This is a genomic window from Chryseobacterium barbadense, from assembly GCF_042849955.1.
GTDB lineage: Bacteria > Bacteroidota > Bacteroidia > Flavobacteriales > Weeksellaceae > Chryseobacterium.
Map to the genome: position 1 here is coordinate 1 of NZ_BAAFHL010000045.1, position 20493 is coordinate 20493.

A 20493-nucleotide genomic window follows, 5' to 3' on the forward strand; every position below is an offset into this window, starting at 1 on the left:
GCAGCATTCTTTTTAGAAGAATACAAATTTGATGTTTTAGGAGAGGAGAGCTATTTATTGGTCATTGTACCCATACTCCTGTTGGTGGTTTATTATCTGAGCGGGCGGCAGATTTTTGAATATGACAGTGACGGCGAAGCACTGAATTTCAAAAACAGAAATGCTATACCGTTTTTAGCCAAGGCTCTAAGTGATGAGTTCCCTAAGTATAAACTAATGAAATATGAAGTCATTGACTTTTATTTCGTGAAAAGGTTGTATATTACTATTTCAAGCAAGAATAGCGGTTCAACCATCTTAAAATATGAAATTTCTTATTTAACCAAAAGAGAAATAAGCGATTTAAAGGTGTCTCTGAATAAAGTTATAAAAACTAATAACGAGAACAAAGAAGTAAGTGTAGACATAAATGATAACAGAAGAATATTCGCATGAAGGAGAGAGTTTAAAAAAAGTTTCCGGTCTGTACAAAGACTGGTTTCTTGATTATGCCTCTTATGTAATTTTAGACAGGGCTATCCCTTCCGTGTATGATGGATTTAAACCCGTTCAGCGAAGGATTATGCACTCTATGCGCGAGCTGGAAGACGGACGGTACAATAAAGTAGCCAATATTGTAGGGAATACCATGAAATATCACCCTCATGGCGATGCTTCCATTACAGATGCCATGGTGCAGATCGGGCAAAAAGAACTGTTGATAGATACTCAGGGAAACTGGGGGAACATCTATACAGGTGATTCCGCCGCTGCAGCAAGATATATTGAAGCACGCCTAACGCCCTTTGCGTTGGAAGTGGTTTTCAATCCTAAAACTACAGAATGGGCAAAGTCTTATGACGGCAGGAATAATGAACCCATAGATTTACCCGTAAAATTCCCTTTATTATTGGCACAGGGAGTTGAAGGGATCGGAGTAGGGCTTTCTACAAAAATTCTTCCCCACAATTTTAATGAATTAATTAATGCTTCCGTAGCTTACTTAAAAGGTAAAAAGTTCGAATTATACCCTGACTTTTTAACAGCTGGTTATCTGGATGTTACCGAATATAATGACGGGCACAGAGGTGGAAAAGTAAGAGCGAGAGCAAAAATTTCACAAATAGATAAGCATTTGCTTGTCATTTCCGAGCTGCCTTTTTCCAAAACAACCGGCGATCTGATTGATTCAGTCCTGAAAGCCAATGAGAAAGGAAAGATCAAGATCAAAAAAATTGAAGACAATACTTCAGATACGGTAGAGATCCTTATTCATCTTCATAACGATGTTTCCCCCGATAAAACCATAGATGCCCTATATGCCTTCACAGATTGCCAGGTGACCATTTCGCCGAATGCCTGTGTGATTGTAGGAGATAAACCGATGTTCCTGAACGTTTCCGAAATCTTAAAAATGAATACCGATCATACGGTGTCATTGCTTAAAAAAGAGCTGGAAATCGAGCTTCATGAATTGCAGGAAAGCTGGCATTTCTCTTCATTAGAAAGAATCTTCATTGAAAACAGGATCTACCATGACATTGAAGAGGTAAAAACCTGGGAAGATGTTCTGACAACAATTGATGAGGGATTAAAACCCCACACCGGACATCTTTTAAGAGCCGTAACGGAAGAAGACATTCTAAAACTGACTGAAATCCGGATTAAGAGAATTTCGAGATTCGATTTAGATAAATTCAAAGAAAATATTGCTGCTTTAGAAGGCAAAATAGAGCAGGTAAAACATCATCTGAATAATCTTATTGCGTATGCCATTGACTATTATTTAAATATTCAGAAGAAATACGGAAAAGGAAAAGAAAGAAAAACAGAACTTAGAATTTTTGACACTATTGATGCTACTAAGGTAGCCGTAGCCAATGAAAAGTTCTATGCCAATTTTGAAGAAGGCTTTATCGGAACTTCTTTAAGAAAAGACCAGTATCTGTTTGACTGTTCGGATATTGATGACATTATTACGTTCAGAAAAGATGGAAGTATGAAAGTCGTAAAAGTGGAACCGAAAACATTTATCGGTAAAGATATCCTTCATGTTGCGGTCTGGAAGAAAAACGACAAGCGAACAGTCTACAACATGATCTACCGTGAAGGTAAGGAAGGACCTTATTACATGAAACGATTCTCGGTAACAGGAGTTACCAGAAATACGGATTATCCTTTGGCTTCCGATAAAAAAGGTTCTGAAGTGCTGTATTTCTCCGCTAATCCGAATGGAGAGGCAGAAACGGTAACTGTACTTTTGAAACCTAATCCAAGAATCAGGAAAAACAAAATGGAGATCGATTTCTCCGAACTGGCAATTAAAGGCAGGGATTCTAAAGGAAACCTGGTTACCAAATATGCCGTTAAAAAAGTAGACCTGAAAGAAGAAGGAGTTTCTACATTAGCACCAAGAAGAATCTGGTTTGATGATACGATAAGAAGGCTGAATGCAGATGCAAGAGGAACCCTGCTGGGAAGCTTCAAGGGCGATGACAAAATACTTACCATCAATTCCAACGGAGAAGCCAAACTGGTAAGCTTTGACCTCGGAAACCGTTTTGATGACGAATATCTGGTTCTTGAAAAGTGGAGGCCGGATCAACCGATTACGTGCATTTATTACGATGGAGAAAAGGAAATCTACTTCATCAAGAGATTCCTGCTGGAAAATACAACGAATGTGCAGACTTTCATGCCTTCGGAACATCCAAAGTCATTCATCGAAAACATTATTGTGGCCAATGATTCTACGGCAGAAATTATTTTTGCCAAGGATAAAGGAAAAGAACGCGAGCCCGAAACCATTACTATTGATGAGTTCATTGCGGTGAAAGGTATCAAAGCTATCGGAAACCAGTTTACGAAGTTTAAAGTAAAAGCTATTAATATTACCATTCCGGAACCTGAAGAACATGAAGGCTTCGATGAAGTGGAACATACTGAAGGGCACATCAGCTTTATTGATCATGATCCGGAAGATGGCGTAATCGGAGATTTATTTGAAGAAGACGGAAACGATAACGAAAATTAATTATTGAGAAATTATGAACTTAATAGTTATCATTATTATAGGAATAACATGTATTATTAGTTGGAGAGGGCTAAATGATATAGGATTGTTCGAGAAGTTTAAATTTAATGTGGCTGCAATAATATCAAAGAAAGAATATTTCAGATTAATCAGTTCTGCATTTCTTCACGCAGATTTTATGCATTTATTTTTTAATATGTTTTCTTTATATATGTTTCAGGCTGCTGTAATATATTTTTTTGGAAGCATAGGTTTTTTAATCATTTATTTTGGATCCATGATTTTGGGTAATCTTTTTAGTTTACTGATTTATAAAAACCAACCATGGTATTCCGCTATTGGTGCTTCTGGGGCAGTTTCAGGAATTATTTTTGCTTCGATAGCATTGGCTCCAAATGAAATAAGTGTCAACTTTTTGCCTGGTTGGATTTTCGGAACCTTGTACTTTGGATATTCTGTTTATATGATGCTGAATCCAAGAGAGCATGATAATATTGGTCATGCGGCACACCTTGGAGGTGCGTTTTTTGGATTGGTGTATGCCGTGATTGTACAGCCGGAAAGAGCCGTTGAAAATGCTTTATATCTTGGAATAATGGCAATTCCGTTACTCTATTTAAGTTACGAGATTTTTATAAGGAAGAGAATAGGATAATATTTATCTTTACCCAAATATCAAAACCAATGAACACAATAGAGTTAAACCGCTTCGTCGTTATACTGATCTATGGTTCATTGGTTTTGCTTTCTTTTTTAAAACTTACCAATCCGCTTAAAGTTAATAAAAAAGCTAATTTCTGGTTTGGCATGTTTTTATTTCTTTGGTCAACCTTTTGGTTGGATGAGATAGTATCATTGGCGATGATATCATCAATAGATGTTCACTCTGTTTTTCTGATTCAGCTGATCCAGTTTTTAACACCGGTCATATTCTTCTTTAGCGTATTGTTTTATACCAATCCTGCGTTTAAGTTTAAAACTTCAGACATTAAGTATAGCATTCTTCCTTTTATATTTTTTGTCATCCTCTTTCTCCAGCGTTTTGAAACTTATGAAAGTAAACCCGGGTATTTTGATACTTTAGCCTTTATTTCAATCTCTCTGATACTTTTTCAGGCAATATTTTACACAGGACTTTCGTATATCACTATCAGAAAACATCAAAAAAGAATCCAGCAGTTCTCTGCTAATACAGAAGGAATTAATCTAAACTGGCTGGAATACATCATTCTGGTTCTTTTTATCGTGAGTATCGTTTATGTCATATACAATTTGTTTTATGATTCTACTTCACTCAATGTTTTCATCAATCTTATTTTTTTGCTGGTGATCTATTTTGTAGGATATTATTCCTTAAAGCAAAAAGAAATTTACCCTTTAGAAGAAAAACAGCGTGAAGAATTGATTTCTATCAATACAGACCCGGAAGCGGAGGAAACCAAAAGAAAACTGATTTCTGATGACGAGTTGCTTAGAATAAAAACACAGCTGGAAGCGTTAATGAATAACGAAAAACCTTATCTTGATAGTGAACTGAATTTAATCAAGCTTGCAGAGCGGCTTTCTGTTTCTACTCATCATTTATCGTATATTATTAATACCGGATTTCAAAAGAACTTCTTCCAGTATGTGAATGAATACAGAATTGAACATGCTAAAAAACTGTTGAAAGACAACAGCAATAATAAATTGTCCATTTTAGGAATTGCATATGAGTCAGGATTCAATTCAAAAACCTCTTTTAATACAACCTTTAAAAAACTGACCGATCAGACCCCATCAGAGTTTAAAAAATAGTTCAGGTTTATAAAGTTTTACTTTTTTTATATAGTAATTTATTGAAAATCAACAATCTGTATATTTTCTATTTATTTATCTGAAATATGTTCATTCGGATAACCCCGAACATTTCCACATACTTTTGAGGATACTTTTGTATCATAAAATTTAATCTTATGAATACCGGAGAATCATTCGCAGTGGTTACAGGAGCCAGCCAGGGGTTAGGAAAAGCATTTGCCGAATATCTGGCCAAAAAGAAAATCAACGTGATTTTAGTGAGCCTGCCTGATCAGAATTTAAGGCAGCTGAGCGAAGAAATTGCACAAACGTATCAGGTGGAAACACATTATTATGAAGTCGACCTTTCCGTCAACGAAAATGTTTTGAAACTTACAGACTGGCTGAATAATTCTTTCAATATCCATATTCTGATTAATAATGCAGGTTTGGGCGGAACACAAAAATTTACCGAAGCCTCTCCTCATTATATCAATACCATTTTGCAGGTGAATGTGACGGCAACATCACTAATTACACATCAGCTGCTTCCCAATCTTTTAAAACAGCCGCAGTCTTACATTCTCAATGTTTCCAGTATGGCCGCTTTTTCGCCGATAGGTTTCAAAACGGTATATCCGGCTTCCAAAACATTTATTCATTCATTTTCAAGAGGCTTACATGAAGAATTAAAAGATACGAATGTCTTTGTAAGCGTAGTGAATCCGGGAGCAATGAAAACCAATCCTGATGTTTGTGACCGGATTGAAAAGCAGGGATTCTTGGGTAAATTAACGTTATTGGATCCTAATAAAGTGGCGAGCTACTGCATTGATCAGCTTTTCAAAAAAGACTCCGTCATTATGGTGAATCCGGTAAGCTGGTTGGTCATGAAAATCCTTCCGATCTGGATAAAACTGCCTCTGATGACCCAGGCTATCAAAAGAGAAATTGAAGCATGAAAAAAGTGTTTGTCACCGGAACCACAGGACTTCTGGGAACTCATGTACTGATAAAATTATTGAACGATGGTTATAATGTTATTGCTCTGGTGCGCAAGAAAAGCAGTGATCTGGGCACGGAAAATGAAAACCTGACCTGGGTGGAAGGTGATCTTTTTACAGACATTTCAGGATATCTGGATGGAGTAGACTGTATAATTCATATTGCTGCTGAAACAAGGCAGAATCTGCTTTCCTATACTGATTACAGAAAAATAAACCATGAGGCGGTGGTGCACTTATTTTCACAAGCGGTAGCTGCAAAAGTTAACCGGTTTATATTCGTGAGCTCTGCGAATACATTAGGCTATGGAAGCAAAGAAGAGCCTGGAAATGAAAAAAGCTGTCAGAAATACCCGTTTACCCATTCTTTCTATGCCAAAAGCAAGCAGGAAGCGGAAAATTATCTTTTGCAGAATAATAGAATAACAGAAGTGGTGATCGTGAACCCTTCTTTTATGATCGGAGCGTATGACCATAAGCCCAGCTCAGGGAAAATTATTTACTGGGCCTGGAAAAAGAAAATCATCTTTTATCCGAAAGGAGGAAAGAATTTTGTTCATGCGGAAGATGCAGCTAAAGGGATTATCAATGCCATAGAAAAAGGGAAGAACGGGGAAAAATATTTATTGGCTCACGAAAATCTGAGTTATAAAGACTTTTTCAAAAAAATAAACCGCATTACTTCCCAAAAACCATTGATGATCCCGATTCCGGATACGGGACTGGTGATTTTGGGCAGGATAGGAAACCTTCTGAGGGCTTTACAAATAAAAACCGACTTAAGTTCTGAAAATATGAAAGCACTGAGAATCGATAATTTTTACTCCAACCATAAATCGATACAGGAGCTTGGGCTTGAATATCAGCCTATAGATAAAGCTGTTGAAGATGCCGTTGAGTATTTTAAAAAGAAAAAAAACTAAAGAATCAATACATTATTCCGAAAGCTTTTCCAAAGCTTCAGATAAAGTTGAGGTAAAGTTGATGTGCCGGGTCTGGTTACTTTCCATGATGAAATCCCGAAGGCTTTTACTCTCATACTTACTAAAGTCACCAACAACAGCCAAGGGGATACGGTAGTTTGAAAATTTTTGCAGGATTTCTCCGGCAAGCTTAGTTTTCAGATCAAAAAAATCAGGGGCCATATTGTTTTCATGAATAATAACTTTGTCAAACCCTTCATAATACACATTTCCAAGCAGATCCAATCCATCCTGAGCAGATTGTATAAGGATTTCATCAGAAATGATTTCCGCAATTTTGGTATTATTGATAAGATGCTCTTTAATTTTCATTACACTATTATTTCTTCCCCCAAATAAAACGGTCATTTCCAGATAAATCTTTAATGAGGTGTACCTCGGAAAATATAGGAGTATAAAGCTTTAAAGTTTCAGGGCCCAGCTTTTGATTGATCTCTAAAAACAACAAACCGTTTCCTTTAAGATACCTTTCGGTATCCTGAGCAATCTTCCGGTAAAAAATAAGAGCGTCGGAAGTAGGCGAGAAAAGTGCCATCACAGGCTCAAACTCTTTCACAGAATCTGCAATTTCATGTTCCTCTTCAATACCGATATAAGGTGGATTGGAAATGATGATATCATAATGATCCGTCAGTTCAAAATTCAGGTAATCCTGGTGAATAAAGTTGATGGCTAGCTGATGAAGCTCCGCATTTTTTCTGGCTGTTTGTAAAGCATTCTCTGAAAAATCAATAGAAAAAACTTCAGCTTCGGGAAAATGTTTTTTTAAAACAATTGGAATAATTCCGCTTCCAGTTCCGATATCTAAAATTTTCAGCTTTGGATCAGAAAAGTGATGTTTGATCTTATTAACTGCCATTTCTAACAGCTCTTCTGTTTCCGGGCGCGGAATCAGGACATGCTCGTTCACATAAAATGTCATTCCGAAAAACTCCGTTTCTCCTAAAATCTGCTGATAAGGTTTGTGGGTTTTTAATTCAGAAATTACTTGATAAAGCCGTTCCTCATCTTCTTGCAATAATTCACGATGAGCCAGCATTCGTTGCTGAAAAGAGTCCAGGCCTACTATTTTCCGGATAAAAACAGAATATAAAAATGCAGTTTCCGAATCTGTATAAAGACTTGAAAGTTCTGTTGTGAAACGGTTTTTTAAATCTGAGATTGTCATTTATCTTGTGAAAACCAATTTTGTATCCGTAGATTTTTCCTCATCAATTATATACCCTTCATAATTGAAAGCTTTTACATCGTTCAATGTTTTGGCCTGGGTTTCCGCACAATATCTCACCATAAGACCTCTGGCGTGTTTGGTGTATACCACAATGGTTTTTGGTTTTCCGTCTTTTAATTCATAGAAATCAAAATCAATGACCTTATGATTCAGCTTTTTTCTGTTGATCACTTTTCCATATTCGGTGCTCGCCAGATTCAGAAGAATCTCATTTTTTTTCATTTCAGAATTCAGCATATCCGTTACCTTTTCGGTCCAGAATTCATAAAGATTTTTATACTGATCAAATTCAAAGTTTCTTCCCATCTCCAATCTGTAAAGCATCACCTTATCAGACGGTTTTAATAAACCGTACAAACCTGAAAGCATTCTGTAGTTTTTCTGCAGATAATCCACCGCGTTTTTATCCAGTGTTTTGGCATCCAGACCCCTGTAGACCTCTCCTGTAAAAGCAAACAGAGCTGGAGCAGACTCCTTAGGTTTTGGATTAGACTTCCATTTCTGGTTTCTTTCCCAGTTTTCATCGGCTAGTTTGGGAGAGATTTCCATCAATTCGGAAAGATATTTTGGAGATTTATGTTTTAAATAAGATTGTATAAAAGCTGCATCTTCAATGAATTTCGGAGTAGTAGATCTCAACAGGTCTGTTGAATTCTCCACATTCATTAATTTGGCAGGTGATGTTACTATTTTCATAATTGACAATTGACGGTTGATGGTGATATCAATACTCACCCATCATTTATAATTTATACTTATAATTCATAACTAAATTTGCCCTTTTCCTTGTCTGATGATCTCCGGCTCTCCTGAAGTCAGATCTACAATAGTAGATGCCATATTATCTCCATATCCCGAGTCAATCACAATATCCACCAGATGATCGTATTTTTCAGCAATCAGTTCAGGATCAGTAGAATATTCAATGATCTCATCATCATCTTTAATAGAAGTGGAAGCAATAGGATGTCCCAGCTTTTCTACAATAAGTTGAGGAATCGGATGATCCGGCACGCGGATACCAATTGTTTTATGACCTTTATAAGCCAAAGGCAGGCTTTTATTGGCATCAAGGATGAACGTAAACGGCCCCGGAAGATGGCTTTTCAAAAACCTGAATACAGATGTTTCAATAGGCCGGGTAAAATCTGAAAGGTGGCTTAAATCATTACAGATAATGGAGAACTTAGCTTTTTCCAGCTTGATTTTTTTCAGCTGGGCCAGCTTTTCCATAGCTTTGATATCAAAAATATTGCAGCCTAATGCATAGACCGTATCAGATGGATAAATGATCAGTCCGCCATTGTTTAATGTACTAATTACCTCATTGATAAGATTTTCCTGAGGGTTTTCCGGATAAATTCTTAAGATTTTTGCCATAAAACAAAGATACGAATAATTGAATAGTTTTTATAAAACTGCTTTATTTACAGGAAAAAATTGCAGTTTTGAAAAATTGTTGTATATTTGCAGTCCAATATCGCGGGATGGAGCAGTAGGTAGCTCGTCGGGCTCATAACCCGAAGGTCATCGGTTCGAGTCCGGTTCCCGCTACTAAGTTAACGCAGCGGCGTTCTGAAAATACACCGCGGGGTAGAGCAGTAGGTAGCTCGTCGGGCTCATAACCCGGAGGTCGCACGTTCGAGTCGTGTCCCCGCTACTAAAAAAAACGGTGCAACTATGTTTCACCGTTTTTTTTGCTTTCATTCTTAATCAATTAAAGTTCTTACACTGAAATGGTTTATAAATTGCTGTAATAACCAAAACAATATTATGGCACAGAGAAACTTTAAAAAAGAGGAATTTGTTAAAGGTAACAATAACGACAGATACAGAATAGAATTTAAAATGGATGAGATAGGCGAAGGAGTTGATCTGGTAATTGAAAAGAGAAATGATGATGGGGAATTTGAGATAATACAGCCTGAAATCAGCAGGATGGATAACCGTATTTTTATTTTCTGGAGTGAACCAATTAACGGAAGGATAGTTTCTGACGAATATAAACAGCTATGAAGTATAATGAAGCATTACAGCATAAAAAAGAATCTTTGAAAAATGCTCACGAATCTGTATTGAACGGTTATCATATCATTATTGTTCCCGCGGATACGGATGAAAGTGTAAGATATATAGAAGACTTCCTGCAATCTCCTGAAAAGTTTGATGATGAAAGCTGTAAAAAATATTCTTCTAATGATGAATATGAAGTAGTAAGTTTTAAAAAGGAGGATGAATAGGGAAAATATTGTGAATTATATTTTCACAGTCAGAAAAATTATTCTATATTTGCACCTGTAAAATCGCGGGATGGAGCAGTAGGTAGCTCGTCGGGCTCATAACCCGAAGGTCATCGGTTCGAGTCCGGGTCCCGGTACTAAGAAAAAGAGAATCACATAGTGATTCTCTTTTTTATTTGATTTATTGTTGAGCCATTTCAGCATAAGGTCGAAGTTTGTAGTCTTCAGCAAGAGTCTGGCCTAAGAATTCTGTTTTCTTTGTTCCTTTCATTCTTCCGGCAGCATCATTTGCATTGAAGTACGCTTCACTAAGCTTAGTAGCAAGCTCAGAAGGAGTGAAATCGAATTTTGTGTCTCCTTCTACTCCTAAGTATCCGTTCTTTCTGGTTAAATTCGTGATGTAGTTGTTGTAGTTAATTAAAGTATTTCTTAGATACTGGGTATGGTATTGCATACATTTTTTAGCTTTTTTGGAAGAATTGTTCAGAATGCAATTGTTCATATTCATTCTGTATAAGCGCCATTCAGATTCTAAAATTCCGTATTCCTTTCCCAAAGCAACTTTTCCGTTTGCCAGGATATTGTTGTCTCCTTCTTTCGTGCTGATGTCCTGCAAATGTTTAAGAACCAATGGAACCGTATTTTCAATTTTGGTTTTCGTTTCCTTCACCGTGCTGAAATCTGCAGCAGGAGAATTCTTCTTTTGCGCAGTCGCCACATTAAAAACAAATAATAATAGTACAATCAATAAATTATATCTTTTCATGAGAAATTTTTAAAGCACTAAAATAAATATATTTTTTTCATTAATAAAATTCATTGTGATATTTTGTTAATATTTTTTAATATTCTTTCTTATTTCTAATTATTTGTCTTCAATTTTTAACTTATTTCATTTATTAGTGGGAAAAAATATTAATTAATTGCTAATATATGTGATATTTTATCATTCAAATTTGAAGTATTTTATTGAGTTTATTAAAAATTAACCGTTAAATTTTGTTAATTGATTTTATAAATATTATTTTTGAAAAATTTAATAAATGTGATTATGAAAACACAAATGCTCATTGCAGCTGCAATGCTCTTACTAAGTGCCGAAGCACATGCACAGCAAAAACAGAAATTTAAAAAGGAAACCAAGCGTTTACAGAAATTGTATGCAGCTTATGACAATAATATAAAAAATACTCATGAGCTACAAAAAAAGGAAGGTATTCCTCCTAATGAATTTAACGAGCAGGATTATAAAAATACAATGGATCCGGCTACAGGACTCGTTAATTTCGAAAATGTCATTAAGTTAAAGAATGAGTTGAAAGCTGGAAAATATGCTCCACAAAAGGAATTGTCATTTATTTCCGGAGGTTCAAGTACTTCAAAATTTAACCAGCCCTGGATAGAAAGGGGACCTTATAGTGTAGGGGGAAGGACAAGGGCAATCATGTATGATCCTAATGATCCTGCCGGAAAAAGAGTTTTCGCAGGAGGGGTATCAGGAGGATTATGGGTGAATGAAGATCCGTCTGTTTCTACAAATCAATGGACACCTATTAATGATTTTTGGGCTAATACTTCAATTTCCTGTATCACTTATGACCCTAATAATTCACAAGTATTTTATGTTGGAACGGGAGAATGTGAAACTTCCGATGCTGTTGGTTCCGGTATATGGAAAACAACAGATGGCGGAATAACCTGGACACAAATTTTTACTATTCCTGCCAGTTATACTGGAACTATAAAAAACGGTAATTTTTATATCAACAGCATTAAAGTTAGAAACAATAATGGAGTTTCAGAAATATATGCTGGGGTAAGTGGGGGATCTGTAGGGATTACTTTCAGTAGCGGCTCTTTAGGACTTTATCAATCTGGATTATATAAATCTACTGATGGAGGAGCAACGTTTGTAAGAAATACGAACTTAATGGCCATGAATACCACTACCGGAAACCCGAGTACAGCAGGATATTCTATTCAGCAAATAGAAATTGGAGCCGATAATTCGGTTTGGCTTTCAACCAGAAGTTCCCGTTTTTCCAATGTTGATTCTGGAGGAAGGATTTTTAAATCTGCAGACGGAAATACCTTTACGGAAGTCTATAACGTAGGTGTTCCAGGCAATAGAGTAGATTTTGCTCTTTCCAAAACCAATCCCCTAAAAGCATATGGTCTTTTGCAGGGTGCATCTTCTACTGAGCCCGTGAGGATCATAAAAACAACTGATGGAGGGGCTACGTGGGTGTCAACCAGTGATCCATCACCAGTAATTACTCTGCCTAATGATGCTGATAACGGAATTCCAGATAATGATTTTACACGAGGACAGTCTTTTTATGATCTTATTATCATCCCTGATCCTTTGAATGATGATATTGTGTATACGGGAGGTATTGATCTTTTCAAATCATTAGACGGAGCTGCAACATGGACCCAAATTTCAAAATGGTCGAATAATAACAACCTAGCAGGGCTTCAGGTTCCAACGGTACATGCGGATCAGCATACGATTGTTTTTAATCCTTTTAATAACTATGCTACCAATCAAATGTTATTTGGGAATGATGGTGGAATCTACTTTGCTCCTAATAAAAACAGCTTATCATCTACTACAAGTATAGCTGCCAGAAATACAAGATATAATGTTACCCAGTTTTATGGGGCCGTACTTAATCCTACTAAAAATTCAGGAGATGAGGAATTTTTAGCTGGTGCACAGGATAATGGAACCCAAATGTTATATGGGGCTCCTTTAGCCAATAATTTTTATACTTCCCAATCCTACGCCGGAGGAGACGGAATGTATCCGGAATATGATGACCTTGAAAATTACCAGATAGACAGCTATGTGTATAATAATCATAAATTATATTCTATTGTAAATAATACTTATGTAAACTTAATTACTACATCTGCTAACAGAAGCTTGGGACATTTTGTGAATGAGATTGCACTGGACAGAAATAAAGATGTCTTTTATTCATTCCGTTCCGGGATGACAATTTTCAGAACAACGGGGATTAATACTATTCCGCTCAGTCTTACCAATACTGCCGTTACGGTAGCTGCGGCTCAGACGAGTGAGCAAATTTCAAATCTGAAAGTTTCCCCTTATACTACGGCTTCCACAACATTATTGGTAGGAACAAACCAGGGGAGAATTTTTAAAATGACAGATGCTAATACTACATCTTTTGTATCTACCCCGTTGACAACACCTGTTGTAGGAACTATCTCCGATATGGAATTCGGAAGTAATGAAAATAGTATCATGGTTACAGTGGCTAATTATAATACAGCAAGTATTTTCTATTCTACAGATGGAGGATCATCCTGGCAAAATAAAGAAGGAAACCTTCCGGATATGCCTGTGAGAACCATTCTGATGAATCCTGATGACAGCAATGAAGTAATTATAGGTACCGAAGCCGGACTTTGGGCAACTACAGATTTCCTTTCTGCCTCGCCTACATGGGCTCAATATTCTGCTGGAATAGGAAATGTAAGGGTAACAAACTTAGACTACAGACCTGCTACCAGAACAGTGTTGGTTGCAACCTATGGAAGAGGAGCATGGACTTCACAGAACTCTATTATTTCATTAGCAACATCTGAAACAAAACAGAAAAAACTGATGCAGGTGTACCCGAATCCTTCACGTGGAAATGCACACTTAAGATTTGATGAATCTAAATTTAAAAGCGTAGATATTACTATTTTTGATGCTTCAGGAAGACTGGTTTATACGAAAAACAACCTGAAGTCTGATGAAGAATTTGCAACTGGTTTATCAAATGGAAGCTATATTCTGAAAGCGGAGAATAATAAGCAGGTAGTTTTCACCTCCATCTTTATGGTAGGAAAAAAACAGAAAGCGGAAGACTAGAATGAATTTTCATACAATTATATTAACAGCAATATTGTTGGTGTATTCTTGCAATGCACCAACAAAAGCTGCTAATGATCAGGCATCAGTTTCTCAAAAGCAGGATTTTTCTATCCTCTCTGCTGTACAGACAGAATGGTTTGGAGGAAGAGAAGGTGTTAAAGGAAGACATTACAAAATCGTGCTAAAAAAAAAGGACAGCCAATCATATCTGTTTAAAAGTTTGATGATCAATGGAACTAAAGTGGCAGTTACTACCAAAACAGAAGGGAAACTTATCGTACTTACTGCTTCTATGACAGATCAGCGCAGGGAACCAACGATTGATGCTTCCAGTGGTCAGGAAATTCCGAACCAAGATCTAACTGTACAAGCTTCAAAATATTGGCTGGAATATACTACAGGAACATCCAAAGCAATCAAAAAATTAATAATTCCCAAATTTACTGTTTCAGAAAATCAGGAATTCTATCCATAAATTATCATATACCATCTTTGAAACATAAGATCTTTTATTTTTTTCTGATCTTTATAGTAGCTGGAACTTTATGCTCTTCTGAATTTCTTAAAGAATTAAGAGAAGAAGTACAGCGTGAAATGCGAATGCATATTTTGCGGGAAAAAATTAAGGATAAGGATCTTATCTCATTTACTCAGAAGCAACTTGAAGATGTGGAGTGGCTTTCAAAGAATGAGTTTAAGTTTAACGGAGAACTTTATGATATTGTAAAAGTTATAGACAATAAGTACTATTGTATAAAAGATCCTAAAGAAACAAAAATTCGTAGATTTGAGGAAAGCTCTTTACCTCTTTTCAGTTTGATATGGGGACATCAAAAGTGTTTTTCTTCCAAAACCAAAACAGTAAAAAGTCAAAAGCAGCTTTTTAGTCCGGGCTTTCAGGAAAACATCAAAATAGTTGAATATAACCTGCTCGTAAAGAATTACCATTACTTCTTAAAGAGCGGAACATATTTTCATCTAAAAATATTTTCTCCTCCTAAATTTTATACTATGATATGACATTTCAATAAGTATAAAATAAAAAGTATAAAACTTCATGCGAAAATATATATTAATGATGGGTGCTTGTGCGGCATTCCAAACCCTGCATGCGCAGGTGAAAGAATCGGATATAGATCCTATTACTATTACCGGGAGGGATAAAATAAAAAAAGAAAGAGCAGAATTTCAAAGACATGCGCAAAGTACGGAGACCTTAAGTGAGTATGAGCTTAACCGGAATAATTCCAGCTTTATTGAACAAAGCCTGGGAACTCTGGCGGGAGTTCAGGTGGATAAAAGAACACAATTGGGTGGACAGAGAATTGTGGTCAGAGGATATGGAAATGATCAGAAATTCAATAACTGGGGAATCAAAAGTTATCTTAATTCTGTTCCTATTACCAATGCAGATGGTGTTACCCTATTGGAAGATATCGATTTTTCCCTGATCAATCAGGTAGAAGTTATTAAAGGTCCTGCAGCTACTTTATATGGTGGCGGTGTTGGTGGAGTTGTACGCTTCTATATGAGGCCTTCTACAGAAAAAGGAGTTACATTGTCACAAAAACTAACTGCAGGGTCATTCAATTTATTTCAGACTGCCACAAGAGTGGATGCGGTAACAGATAATGCTTCATTGATGTTTAATTATGGACATATTCAAAGTGACGGGTACAGGCCAAGAGGAAGCAGCTTAAAAAATACCTATTCTTTTTTAGGGGCTTTTAAGATCAATCAAGCTCAGGAACTTACGGTATATGCCAATCATACCAATTCTGATGAAGGAGTAACAGGACAGATTTCTTATGCAGATTATTATGCAGGAAATGATCCCGGAAATCTGGCATATGCTAATAAAAATGCGGCAAATAATTTTGACGTAAGCCGGGCAACTATAAGTCACAGGTGGAGCATCAAGCCTAATATTACCAATTTCACCTCTATTTTTTATTCTCATCTCGATGCAAAAAGAATTGCGGCCGGTGCAGCGGAAGACAATCAGAGTCCTAATTACGGTTTCAGAAGTACATTTATCATCAAAAATCAATTATCTGCTGATTTCAGCAATACTATTGAAACCGGTGCCGAATATTTGTTTTCCCGTTCTCTTATTTCCAACTACAGGTTTACCGGGAATGAGCTTGAAACTCAGCCAATAGGACGGGGATCTTACTTTAAGTATAAAAACAATCAGCTTTCATTCTTCTTAGTAGATAAACTTACCTATAAACCTTGGGATCTAAGTCTTATTGCCGGATTGAGTGGAAACAGGATTAAATATAACAGGGAAGACCTTCTCGCTTATCCGGGATTGGTTGCAGGATATGACAAGAACCTCTCTTTTGATAAAAGTTTTTCAACGGTTTACAAACCGCATATAGCTTTGCAGAAGACATTCGGAAAACAGATCGTGAACCTAAGCTATAGTGAAGGGTATAACGCTCCAACTGCTGCCACAGCTTTTATCACCGGAATCAATAAAACCAATGATGACCTTAAACCGGAAAATGCCAAAATGCTTGATTTTTCAGTTCAGGGGTTATTGTTGAATACAAAATTCGATTATCAGATCTCTGTTTTTGATATCAGAATTAAAGATAAATTGACTCAACTATCCGGAAAAGATCCTGTAACCGGAGCGGCTTATAGCTATTGGACCAATACGGGAAATCAAAAAAATAAAGGGATTGAGGCAAGTTTAGGGTATAAATACGATACCGAAGAAGGATTTATCAATAGAATAGAGCCTTTCTTTAATGCGTCTTATTATGATTTCAGATATCAGGATTTTATGACAAGATTAAATAACCAGGAAAAAAATTATATCCATAATCAGGTGGTAGGCGTTCCAAGAACAAAATTTTCTCTTGGACTAGATCTTGATACAAAAATTGGAATCTACTTCCTGAATACTTTCAGTTATCTTGGGGATGTATATACTGATTTCGGAAATACCAATAAAGTGAAGGGCTTCCACCAATACAATGCAAAACTGGGATATAAGCACACCTTTGGGAAGTGGGATGTGGATGCTTATATGGCAGGAAATAATCTTACGAGCCAGATCAATTATACATTCCTGTTTTTAGGCAACAGCATCAATGATAATGACCCCAATTCTAATTATCCGGGAAATGTGGCCACAGATGTTAATCCGGGACCAAGCAAAGCTTATTTCTTTGGAGGAATAAATCTTGCCTACCATTTTTAAACTTAACCACAATTATATTAACCGCTTCAGTTTGGAGCGGTTTTTTTAGTCAAATTTAAAACTTTAACAAAACTTTAATATATTTTATTTATCTGATTAACAGTGTTTTATACTATTTTACATATTATCACTAAAAAAATAGTTGTTTAAATGAGATTAATTTCTACATTTGTATAACTAATTTATTAGTGATATAGAATTATTGCTTAATTTTATATCAGATAATGATAAAATGAGAAGGATATGAAAATTCAGACTTTAACAAAAGCAGAAGAACAGGTAATGCAGTATTTATGGAAATTAGATAAGGGATTCCTTAAAGATATCCTCGATCTGTTTCCCGAACCCAAACCGCATACCAATACAGTCTCTACTATTTTAAAAGTATTGAAAGATAAAGAATTTGTAGACTATAATGTATACGGAAGACAACATGAGTATTTCCCGCTGATCTCTAAAGAGCAGTATTCAGGAAAAACAATGAAAAGTCTTGTGAAAAATTATTTTAAAGGTTCTTACAAAAGTGCCGTTTCATTCCTTGTAGAAAAAAATGAAATGACAGTGGAGGATCTTGAGATGTTATTAGACGAACTCAAAAAGAAAAACTAGTATGGAAACCGTGCTTCTATATTTCGGAAAAGTAATTGTTTGTTCTGGTGTAATGTTTTTGTATTACCAGTTGTCTTTAAAAGACAAGACATTTCATCATTATAACAGATTTTATCTGTTGTCCGCAATACTGATATCACTATTGCTGCCATTGATAAAAGTAGATGACTTTACCATTGAAGTGAATAATGATGTTTACATGCTGATTGATAAATTACAAAATTTTAATACAACTAAAAACCTAAACAATGACCACATTTATCTTAGAATTATTTTTTCAGCTTTGGGATTGGTTTCTTTCTATTTTTTAGGAAAGCTTCTCTATGGGATTTTAAAAATCCGACAGCTTAAAAACCAGTTTCAAAAGGAAAGTTTCGATGGAATCAATTTTTACCAGACAAACTTGACCGACGCTCCATTTTCATACTTTAAAAACCTGTTCTGGAAAAATACCATTGTTCTGAATTCAGACATCGGAAAACAGATTTTAAAGCACGAAATGGTTCACATTGAGCAGAAACACTCTTTCGATAAGGTCTTTACAGAGATCATTACCTCTGTTTTCTGGTTCAATCCGTTCTTTCATATCATTAAAAAAGAACTCAATTTAATCCATGAATATCTGGCTGATAAAAAAGCCATAAAACAATCGGACACCAAAGCATTTGCGCAGATGCTTTTAGCAAGCCACTTTTCCGGAACACAGTTGCCTGCAACCAGTCCGTTTCTAAGTTCAAACCTTAAAAAACGACTTAAAATGTTACAAAAACCTAAAACCAAGTTCGGATATGCGCGAAGAATTTTTGCGTTGCCGGTTTTATTCTCCGTAGCGTTTGCTTATATGGTAAATGCTAAAAACAAAGAAATTAAAGAAACCAATATAGCAATTCAGGAGGCCGTTGCTCAGATTAAAAAAGATACTATTGCTCCCGGAAAATTAAAAATGAAAGTTCCCGGGGAACCAAAGCATTTCCAAAAATCAGACAGCCAGAAAAAAATCGCCGATCTAAGCAAAAAAATTAAGGAAAGCAGCTCAGCTTTGAAAAACCTTAACCCTGAAAGCAAAGAATATAATGACCGCCTTGAAGAAATTGGGAAGCTATCTGGAGAGATAGGAAAAATTATCGACTCAGAAGACTTTATGAAATCTGCCATGGTGATCAGGATGGATGGTAAAAATGTGAATATTGATGAATACTTCAATTCGAAAGAATGGAAAGATAAAATGAAGAACATTGAAAATATGAAGTATGAAGAAATGCCTGAATTACCAGAAATGCCTGAGCTTCCGGAATTAGATATCGATTTTCCTGAGGTTCCTGGTGCTCCGGCTGCACCCCATGCTCCGGGAGCTCCAAAAGTAAAAGTCTATAAATTTAAAGATTTAAAAGATATGAAGTGGAGCCCTGAAGCTGATATGGCCTTCAGATCTGCTGAAAGAGCTAAAGAATCTGCAAGTACAGCTAAAAAAAGAGCTGAACTGGATAGAAAAAGAGCCAAGCTTAATGAAAAAAGAGCAAAATTAGAAGGGGAAAGAGCTAAACTTGAAGCAGAAAGAAGAGCATTGGAGGGAAACAGAAGAGCAATTTATTTTAATAATGATTTCAGCTACAATATCCCATCCGATAAAGTCATAAGAATCAATTCCGATTACATCAGAACCGGGGATAAAAAGAATAATATCATCATTTCCGGATTAAAGAATACTTCCGGAACCGGAGATATGAAATTTTATATTGATGGTAAAGAAGTTTCTAAAGAAGAAATGGAGGCTTTAAAGCCTGGTGATATTAAAAGCATGAATGTTAATAAAAACAACAACAACGGTAAGGCTTCCGGTGAAATAAGAATTCAAACCAAAAAATAAAGTTCCAATCAGCTTTGTCAATCCACATACATGATGCTGAATTGACAAAGCTTTTTAATGAAAGCATAATATGATGAAATTTACAATGAATAATTACAGTATGAAAAAAATTGTATTCCTTTTTTTGCTTGTGAGTGTCTTTGCCCACGCACAGGTCAACAGATTTTTTTACGAATACAAATATATTCCGGATTCCAACGATAGGACGGAAGTGAAAAAAGATATGATGTTGCTGGATATTGATAAAAATGGTTCAACTTATTACAGCCATGATAAGTTCGTTGCTGATTCAACTGCGAAAGCCGATCTCGAAAAACAGTTAAAAGGAAATCCGGGAAATATCAGCATCAACAGAAGAGAAAGCCCGGGACAGGTTTCTTATAAAGTAACCAAGCAATATCCTGATTTTAAAACTTATCTGTTCAGAAACATTTCTACCGATCAATACAAAATTACAGAAGATAAAAAACCTGAATGGAAAATTCTTCCGGATAAACAGAAAATAGGTGAGTATAATGCCCAGAAAGCAATCACAAGCTTCGGCGGAAGAGAATGGACGGCATGGTTTTCTACAGACATTCCTTTTCAGGACGGACCGTATAAATTTTATGGATTACCGGGACTGATCGTGAAGATTGAAGACAACACAGGTTCACACATT

General features: G+C 36.0%; 20 protein-coding genes and 3 tRNA genes. 18 read left to right on the forward strand and 5 right to left on the reverse strand.

The features are described from left to right. From ACGHIN_RS13495 to ACGHIN_RS13520, 6 genes are all read left to right on the forward strand, one after another. Positions 1-435 (forward strand): hypothetical protein (locus ACGHIN_RS13495; RefSeq protein ID WP_390454438.1); only part of this gene is annotated, 435 nt, incomplete at its 5' end. Then, entirely contained in the window at positions 410-3013 is a 2604-nt protein-coding gene (locus ACGHIN_RS13500) for a DNA gyrase/topoisomerase IV subunit A (protein WP_390454440.1), read from the forward strand. The genes ACGHIN_RS13495 and ACGHIN_RS13500, both read left to right, overlap by 26 nt. 13 nt (positions 3014-3026) lie before the next feature. Then, positions 3027-3668, forward strand: coding sequence for a rhomboid family intramembrane serine protease (locus ACGHIN_RS13505; RefSeq protein ID WP_390454443.1), 642 nt, complete (start codon positions 3027-3029; stop codon positions 3666-3668). A 29-nt stretch (positions 3669-3697) separates the two neighbouring features. Further along, positions 3698-4810: a helix-turn-helix domain-containing protein gene (locus ACGHIN_RS13510; RefSeq protein ID WP_390454446.1), complete on the forward strand. Its 1113-nt coding sequence runs from the start codon at positions 3698-3700 to the stop codon at positions 4808-4810. A 158-nt stretch (positions 4811-4968) separates the two neighbouring features. Continuing rightward, entirely contained in the window at positions 4969-5754 is a 786-nt protein-coding gene (locus tag ACGHIN_RS13515) for an SDR family NAD(P)-dependent oxidoreductase (protein ID WP_390454449.1), read from the forward strand. Then, a complete protein-coding gene (locus ACGHIN_RS13520) occupies positions 5751-6719 on the forward strand; it encodes an NAD-dependent epimerase/dehydratase family protein (RefSeq protein WP_390454452.1) in 969 nt (322 codons plus the stop codon). The genes ACGHIN_RS13515 and ACGHIN_RS13520 overlap by 4 nt, the downstream gene beginning before the upstream one ends. 12 nt (positions 6720-6731) lie before the next feature. On the opposite strand, the gene ACGHIN_RS13525 is transcribed toward ACGHIN_RS13520, so the two are convergent. The 4 genes from ACGHIN_RS13525 to ACGHIN_RS13540 all read right to left on the reverse strand — a co-directional run bounded on the left by ACGHIN_RS13525 (position 6732) and on the right by ACGHIN_RS13540 (position 9390). Then, a complete protein-coding gene (locus ACGHIN_RS13525) occupies positions 6732-7091 on the reverse strand; it encodes a DUF4180 domain-containing protein (RefSeq protein ID WP_390454455.1) in 360 nt (119 codons plus the stop codon). A gap of 7 nt (positions 7092-7098) precedes the next feature. Then, positions 7099-7947 (reverse strand): peptide chain release factor N(5)-glutamine methyltransferase, encoded by an 849-nt coding sequence (gene prmC, locus ACGHIN_RS13530; RefSeq protein ID WP_390454458.1) that lies wholly within the window; start codon positions 7945-7947, stop codon positions 7099-7101. Then, a complete protein-coding gene (gene yaaA / locus ACGHIN_RS13535) occupies positions 7948-8706 on the reverse strand; it encodes a peroxide stress protein YaaA (RefSeq protein WP_390454461.1) in 759 nt (252 codons plus the stop codon). 72 nt (positions 8707-8778) lie between these two features. Continuing rightward, the gene (locus ACGHIN_RS13540; protein WP_390454464.1) at positions 8779-9390 is read right to left on the reverse strand and encodes an L-threonylcarbamoyladenylate synthase; all 612 of its coding nucleotides are present in this window, start codon (positions 9388-9390) and stop codon (positions 8779-8781) included. 101 nt (positions 9391-9491) lie between these two features. On the opposite strand from ACGHIN_RS13540, the gene ACGHIN_RS13545 reads away from it, so the two are divergent. The 5 genes from ACGHIN_RS13545 to ACGHIN_RS13565 all read left to right on the forward strand — a co-directional run bounded on the left by ACGHIN_RS13545 (position 9492) and on the right by ACGHIN_RS13565 (position 10387). Beyond that, positions 9492-9564 (forward strand) — tRNA-Met (locus ACGHIN_RS13545). A 33-nt stretch (positions 9565-9597) separates the two neighbouring features. Then, positions 9598-9670 (forward strand) — tRNA-Met (locus ACGHIN_RS13550). A 113-nt stretch (positions 9671-9783) separates the two neighbouring features. Then, on the forward strand, positions 9784-10026 hold the full coding sequence (locus tag ACGHIN_RS13555) for a glutathione synthase (protein WP_390454467.1): 243 nt from the start codon (positions 9784-9786) through the stop codon (positions 10024-10026). After that, the gene (locus ACGHIN_RS13560) at positions 10023-10250 is read left to right on the forward strand and encodes a hypothetical protein (RefSeq protein ID WP_390454474.1); all 228 of its coding nucleotides are present in this window, start codon (positions 10023-10025) and stop codon (positions 10248-10250) included. The genes ACGHIN_RS13555 and ACGHIN_RS13560 overlap by 4 nt, the downstream gene beginning before the upstream one ends. 64 nt (positions 10251-10314) lie before the next feature. After that, positions 10315-10387 (forward strand) — tRNA-Met (locus tag ACGHIN_RS13565). Between the two features lie 44 nt (positions 10388-10431). On the opposite strand, the gene ACGHIN_RS13570 is transcribed toward ACGHIN_RS13565, so the two are convergent. Next, positions 10432-11016 (reverse strand): hypothetical protein, encoded by a 585-nt coding sequence (locus ACGHIN_RS13570; RefSeq protein ID WP_390454477.1) that lies wholly within the window; start codon positions 11014-11016, stop codon positions 10432-10434. 285 nt (positions 11017-11301) lie between these two features. Between ACGHIN_RS13570 and ACGHIN_RS13575 the strand changes: the two genes are divergently transcribed. The 7 genes from ACGHIN_RS13575 to ACGHIN_RS13605 all read left to right on the forward strand — a co-directional run. After that, a complete protein-coding gene (locus ACGHIN_RS13575) occupies positions 11302-14139 on the forward strand; it encodes a T9SS type A sorting domain-containing protein (protein ID WP_390454480.1) in 2838 nt (945 codons plus the stop codon). 1 nt (position 14140) lies between these two features. Further along, positions 14141-14617 (forward strand): hypothetical protein, encoded by a 477-nt coding sequence (locus ACGHIN_RS13580; RefSeq protein WP_390454483.1) that lies wholly within the window; start codon positions 14141-14143, stop codon positions 14615-14617. Positions 14618-14634: 17 nt separating this feature from the next. Beyond that, the gene (locus ACGHIN_RS13585; protein WP_390454486.1) at positions 14635-15162 is read left to right on the forward strand and encodes a hypothetical protein; all 528 of its coding nucleotides are present in this window, start codon (positions 14635-14637) and stop codon (positions 15160-15162) included. Positions 15163-15217: 55 nt separating this feature from the next. Beyond that, positions 15218-17356 (forward strand): TonB-dependent receptor, encoded by a 2139-nt coding sequence (locus tag ACGHIN_RS13590; RefSeq protein WP_390454498.1) that lies wholly within the window; start codon positions 15218-15220, stop codon positions 17354-17356. 243 nt (positions 17357-17599) lie between these two features. Then, complete coding sequence (locus ACGHIN_RS13595) at positions 17600-17965, forward strand: BlaI/MecI/CopY family transcriptional regulator (RefSeq protein ID WP_390454489.1); 366 nt, start codon at positions 17600-17602, stop codon at positions 17963-17965. Position 17966: 1 nt separating this feature from the next. Further along, positions 17967-19832, forward strand: coding sequence for a M56 family metallopeptidase (locus tag ACGHIN_RS13600; protein WP_390454492.1), 1866 nt, complete (start codon positions 17967-17969; stop codon positions 19830-19832). Positions 19833-19932: 100 nt separating this feature from the next. Next, a partial coding sequence (locus ACGHIN_RS13605; protein ID WP_390454495.1) for a GLPGLI family protein occupies positions 19933-20493 on the forward strand: 561 nt, incomplete at its 3' end.

Excerpts from the sequence above, each read along its gene's own strand:
- ACGHIN_RS13500 (WP_390454440.1), top strand. The coding sequence starts at position 410 with ATGATAACAGAAGAATATTCGCATGAAGGAGAGAGTTTAAAAAAAGTT.
- ACGHIN_RS13505 (WP_390454443.1), top strand. The coding sequence starts at position 3,027 with ATGAACTTAATAGTTATCATTATTATAGGAATAACATGTATTATTAGT.
- ACGHIN_RS13510 (WP_390454446.1), top strand. The coding sequence starts at position 3,698 with ATGAACACAATAGAGTTAAACCGCTTCGTCGTTATACTGATCTATGGT.
- ACGHIN_RS13515 (WP_390454449.1), top strand. The coding sequence starts at position 4,969 with ATGAATACCGGAGAATCATTCGCAGTGGTTACAGGAGCCAGCCAGGGG.
- ACGHIN_RS13520 (WP_390454452.1), top strand. The coding sequence starts at position 5,751 with ATGAAAAAAGTGTTTGTCACCGGAACCACAGGACTTCTGGGAACTCAT.
- ACGHIN_RS13525 (WP_390454455.1), bottom strand. The coding sequence starts at position 7,091 with ATGAAAATTAAAGAGCATCTTATCAATAATACCAAAATTGCGGAAATC.
- prmC (WP_390454458.1), bottom strand. The coding sequence starts at position 7,947 with ATGACAATCTCAGATTTAAAAAACCGTTTCACAACAGAACTTTCAAGT.
- yaaA (WP_390454461.1), bottom strand. The coding sequence starts at position 8,706 with ATGAAAATAGTAACATCACCTGCCAAATTAATGAATGTGGAGAATTCA.
- ACGHIN_RS13540 (WP_390454464.1), bottom strand. The coding sequence starts at position 9,390 with ATGGCAAAAATCTTAAGAATTTATCCGGAAAACCCTCAGGAAAATCTT.
- ACGHIN_RS13555 (WP_390454467.1), top strand. The coding sequence starts at position 9,784 with ATGGCACAGAGAAACTTTAAAAAAGAGGAATTTGTTAAAGGTAACAAT.
- ACGHIN_RS13560 (WP_390454474.1), top strand. The coding sequence starts at position 10,023 with ATGAAGTATAATGAAGCATTACAGCATAAAAAAGAATCTTTGAAAAAT.
- ACGHIN_RS13570 (WP_390454477.1), bottom strand. The coding sequence starts at position 11,016 with ATGAAAAGATATAATTTATTGATTGTACTATTATTATTTGTTTTTAAT.
- ACGHIN_RS13575 (WP_390454480.1), top strand. The coding sequence starts at position 11,302 with ATGAAAACACAAATGCTCATTGCAGCTGCAATGCTCTTACTAAGTGCC.
- ACGHIN_RS13580 (WP_390454483.1), top strand. The coding sequence starts at position 14,141 with ATGAATTTTCATACAATTATATTAACAGCAATATTGTTGGTGTATTCT.
- ACGHIN_RS13590 (WP_390454498.1), top strand. The coding sequence starts at position 15,218 with ATGATGGGTGCTTGTGCGGCATTCCAAACCCTGCATGCGCAGGTGAAA.
- ACGHIN_RS13595 (WP_390454489.1), top strand. The coding sequence starts at position 17,600 with ATGAAAATTCAGACTTTAACAAAAGCAGAAGAACAGGTAATGCAGTAT.
- ACGHIN_RS13600 (WP_390454492.1), top strand. The coding sequence starts at position 17,967 with ATGGAAACCGTGCTTCTATATTTCGGAAAAGTAATTGTTTGTTCTGGT.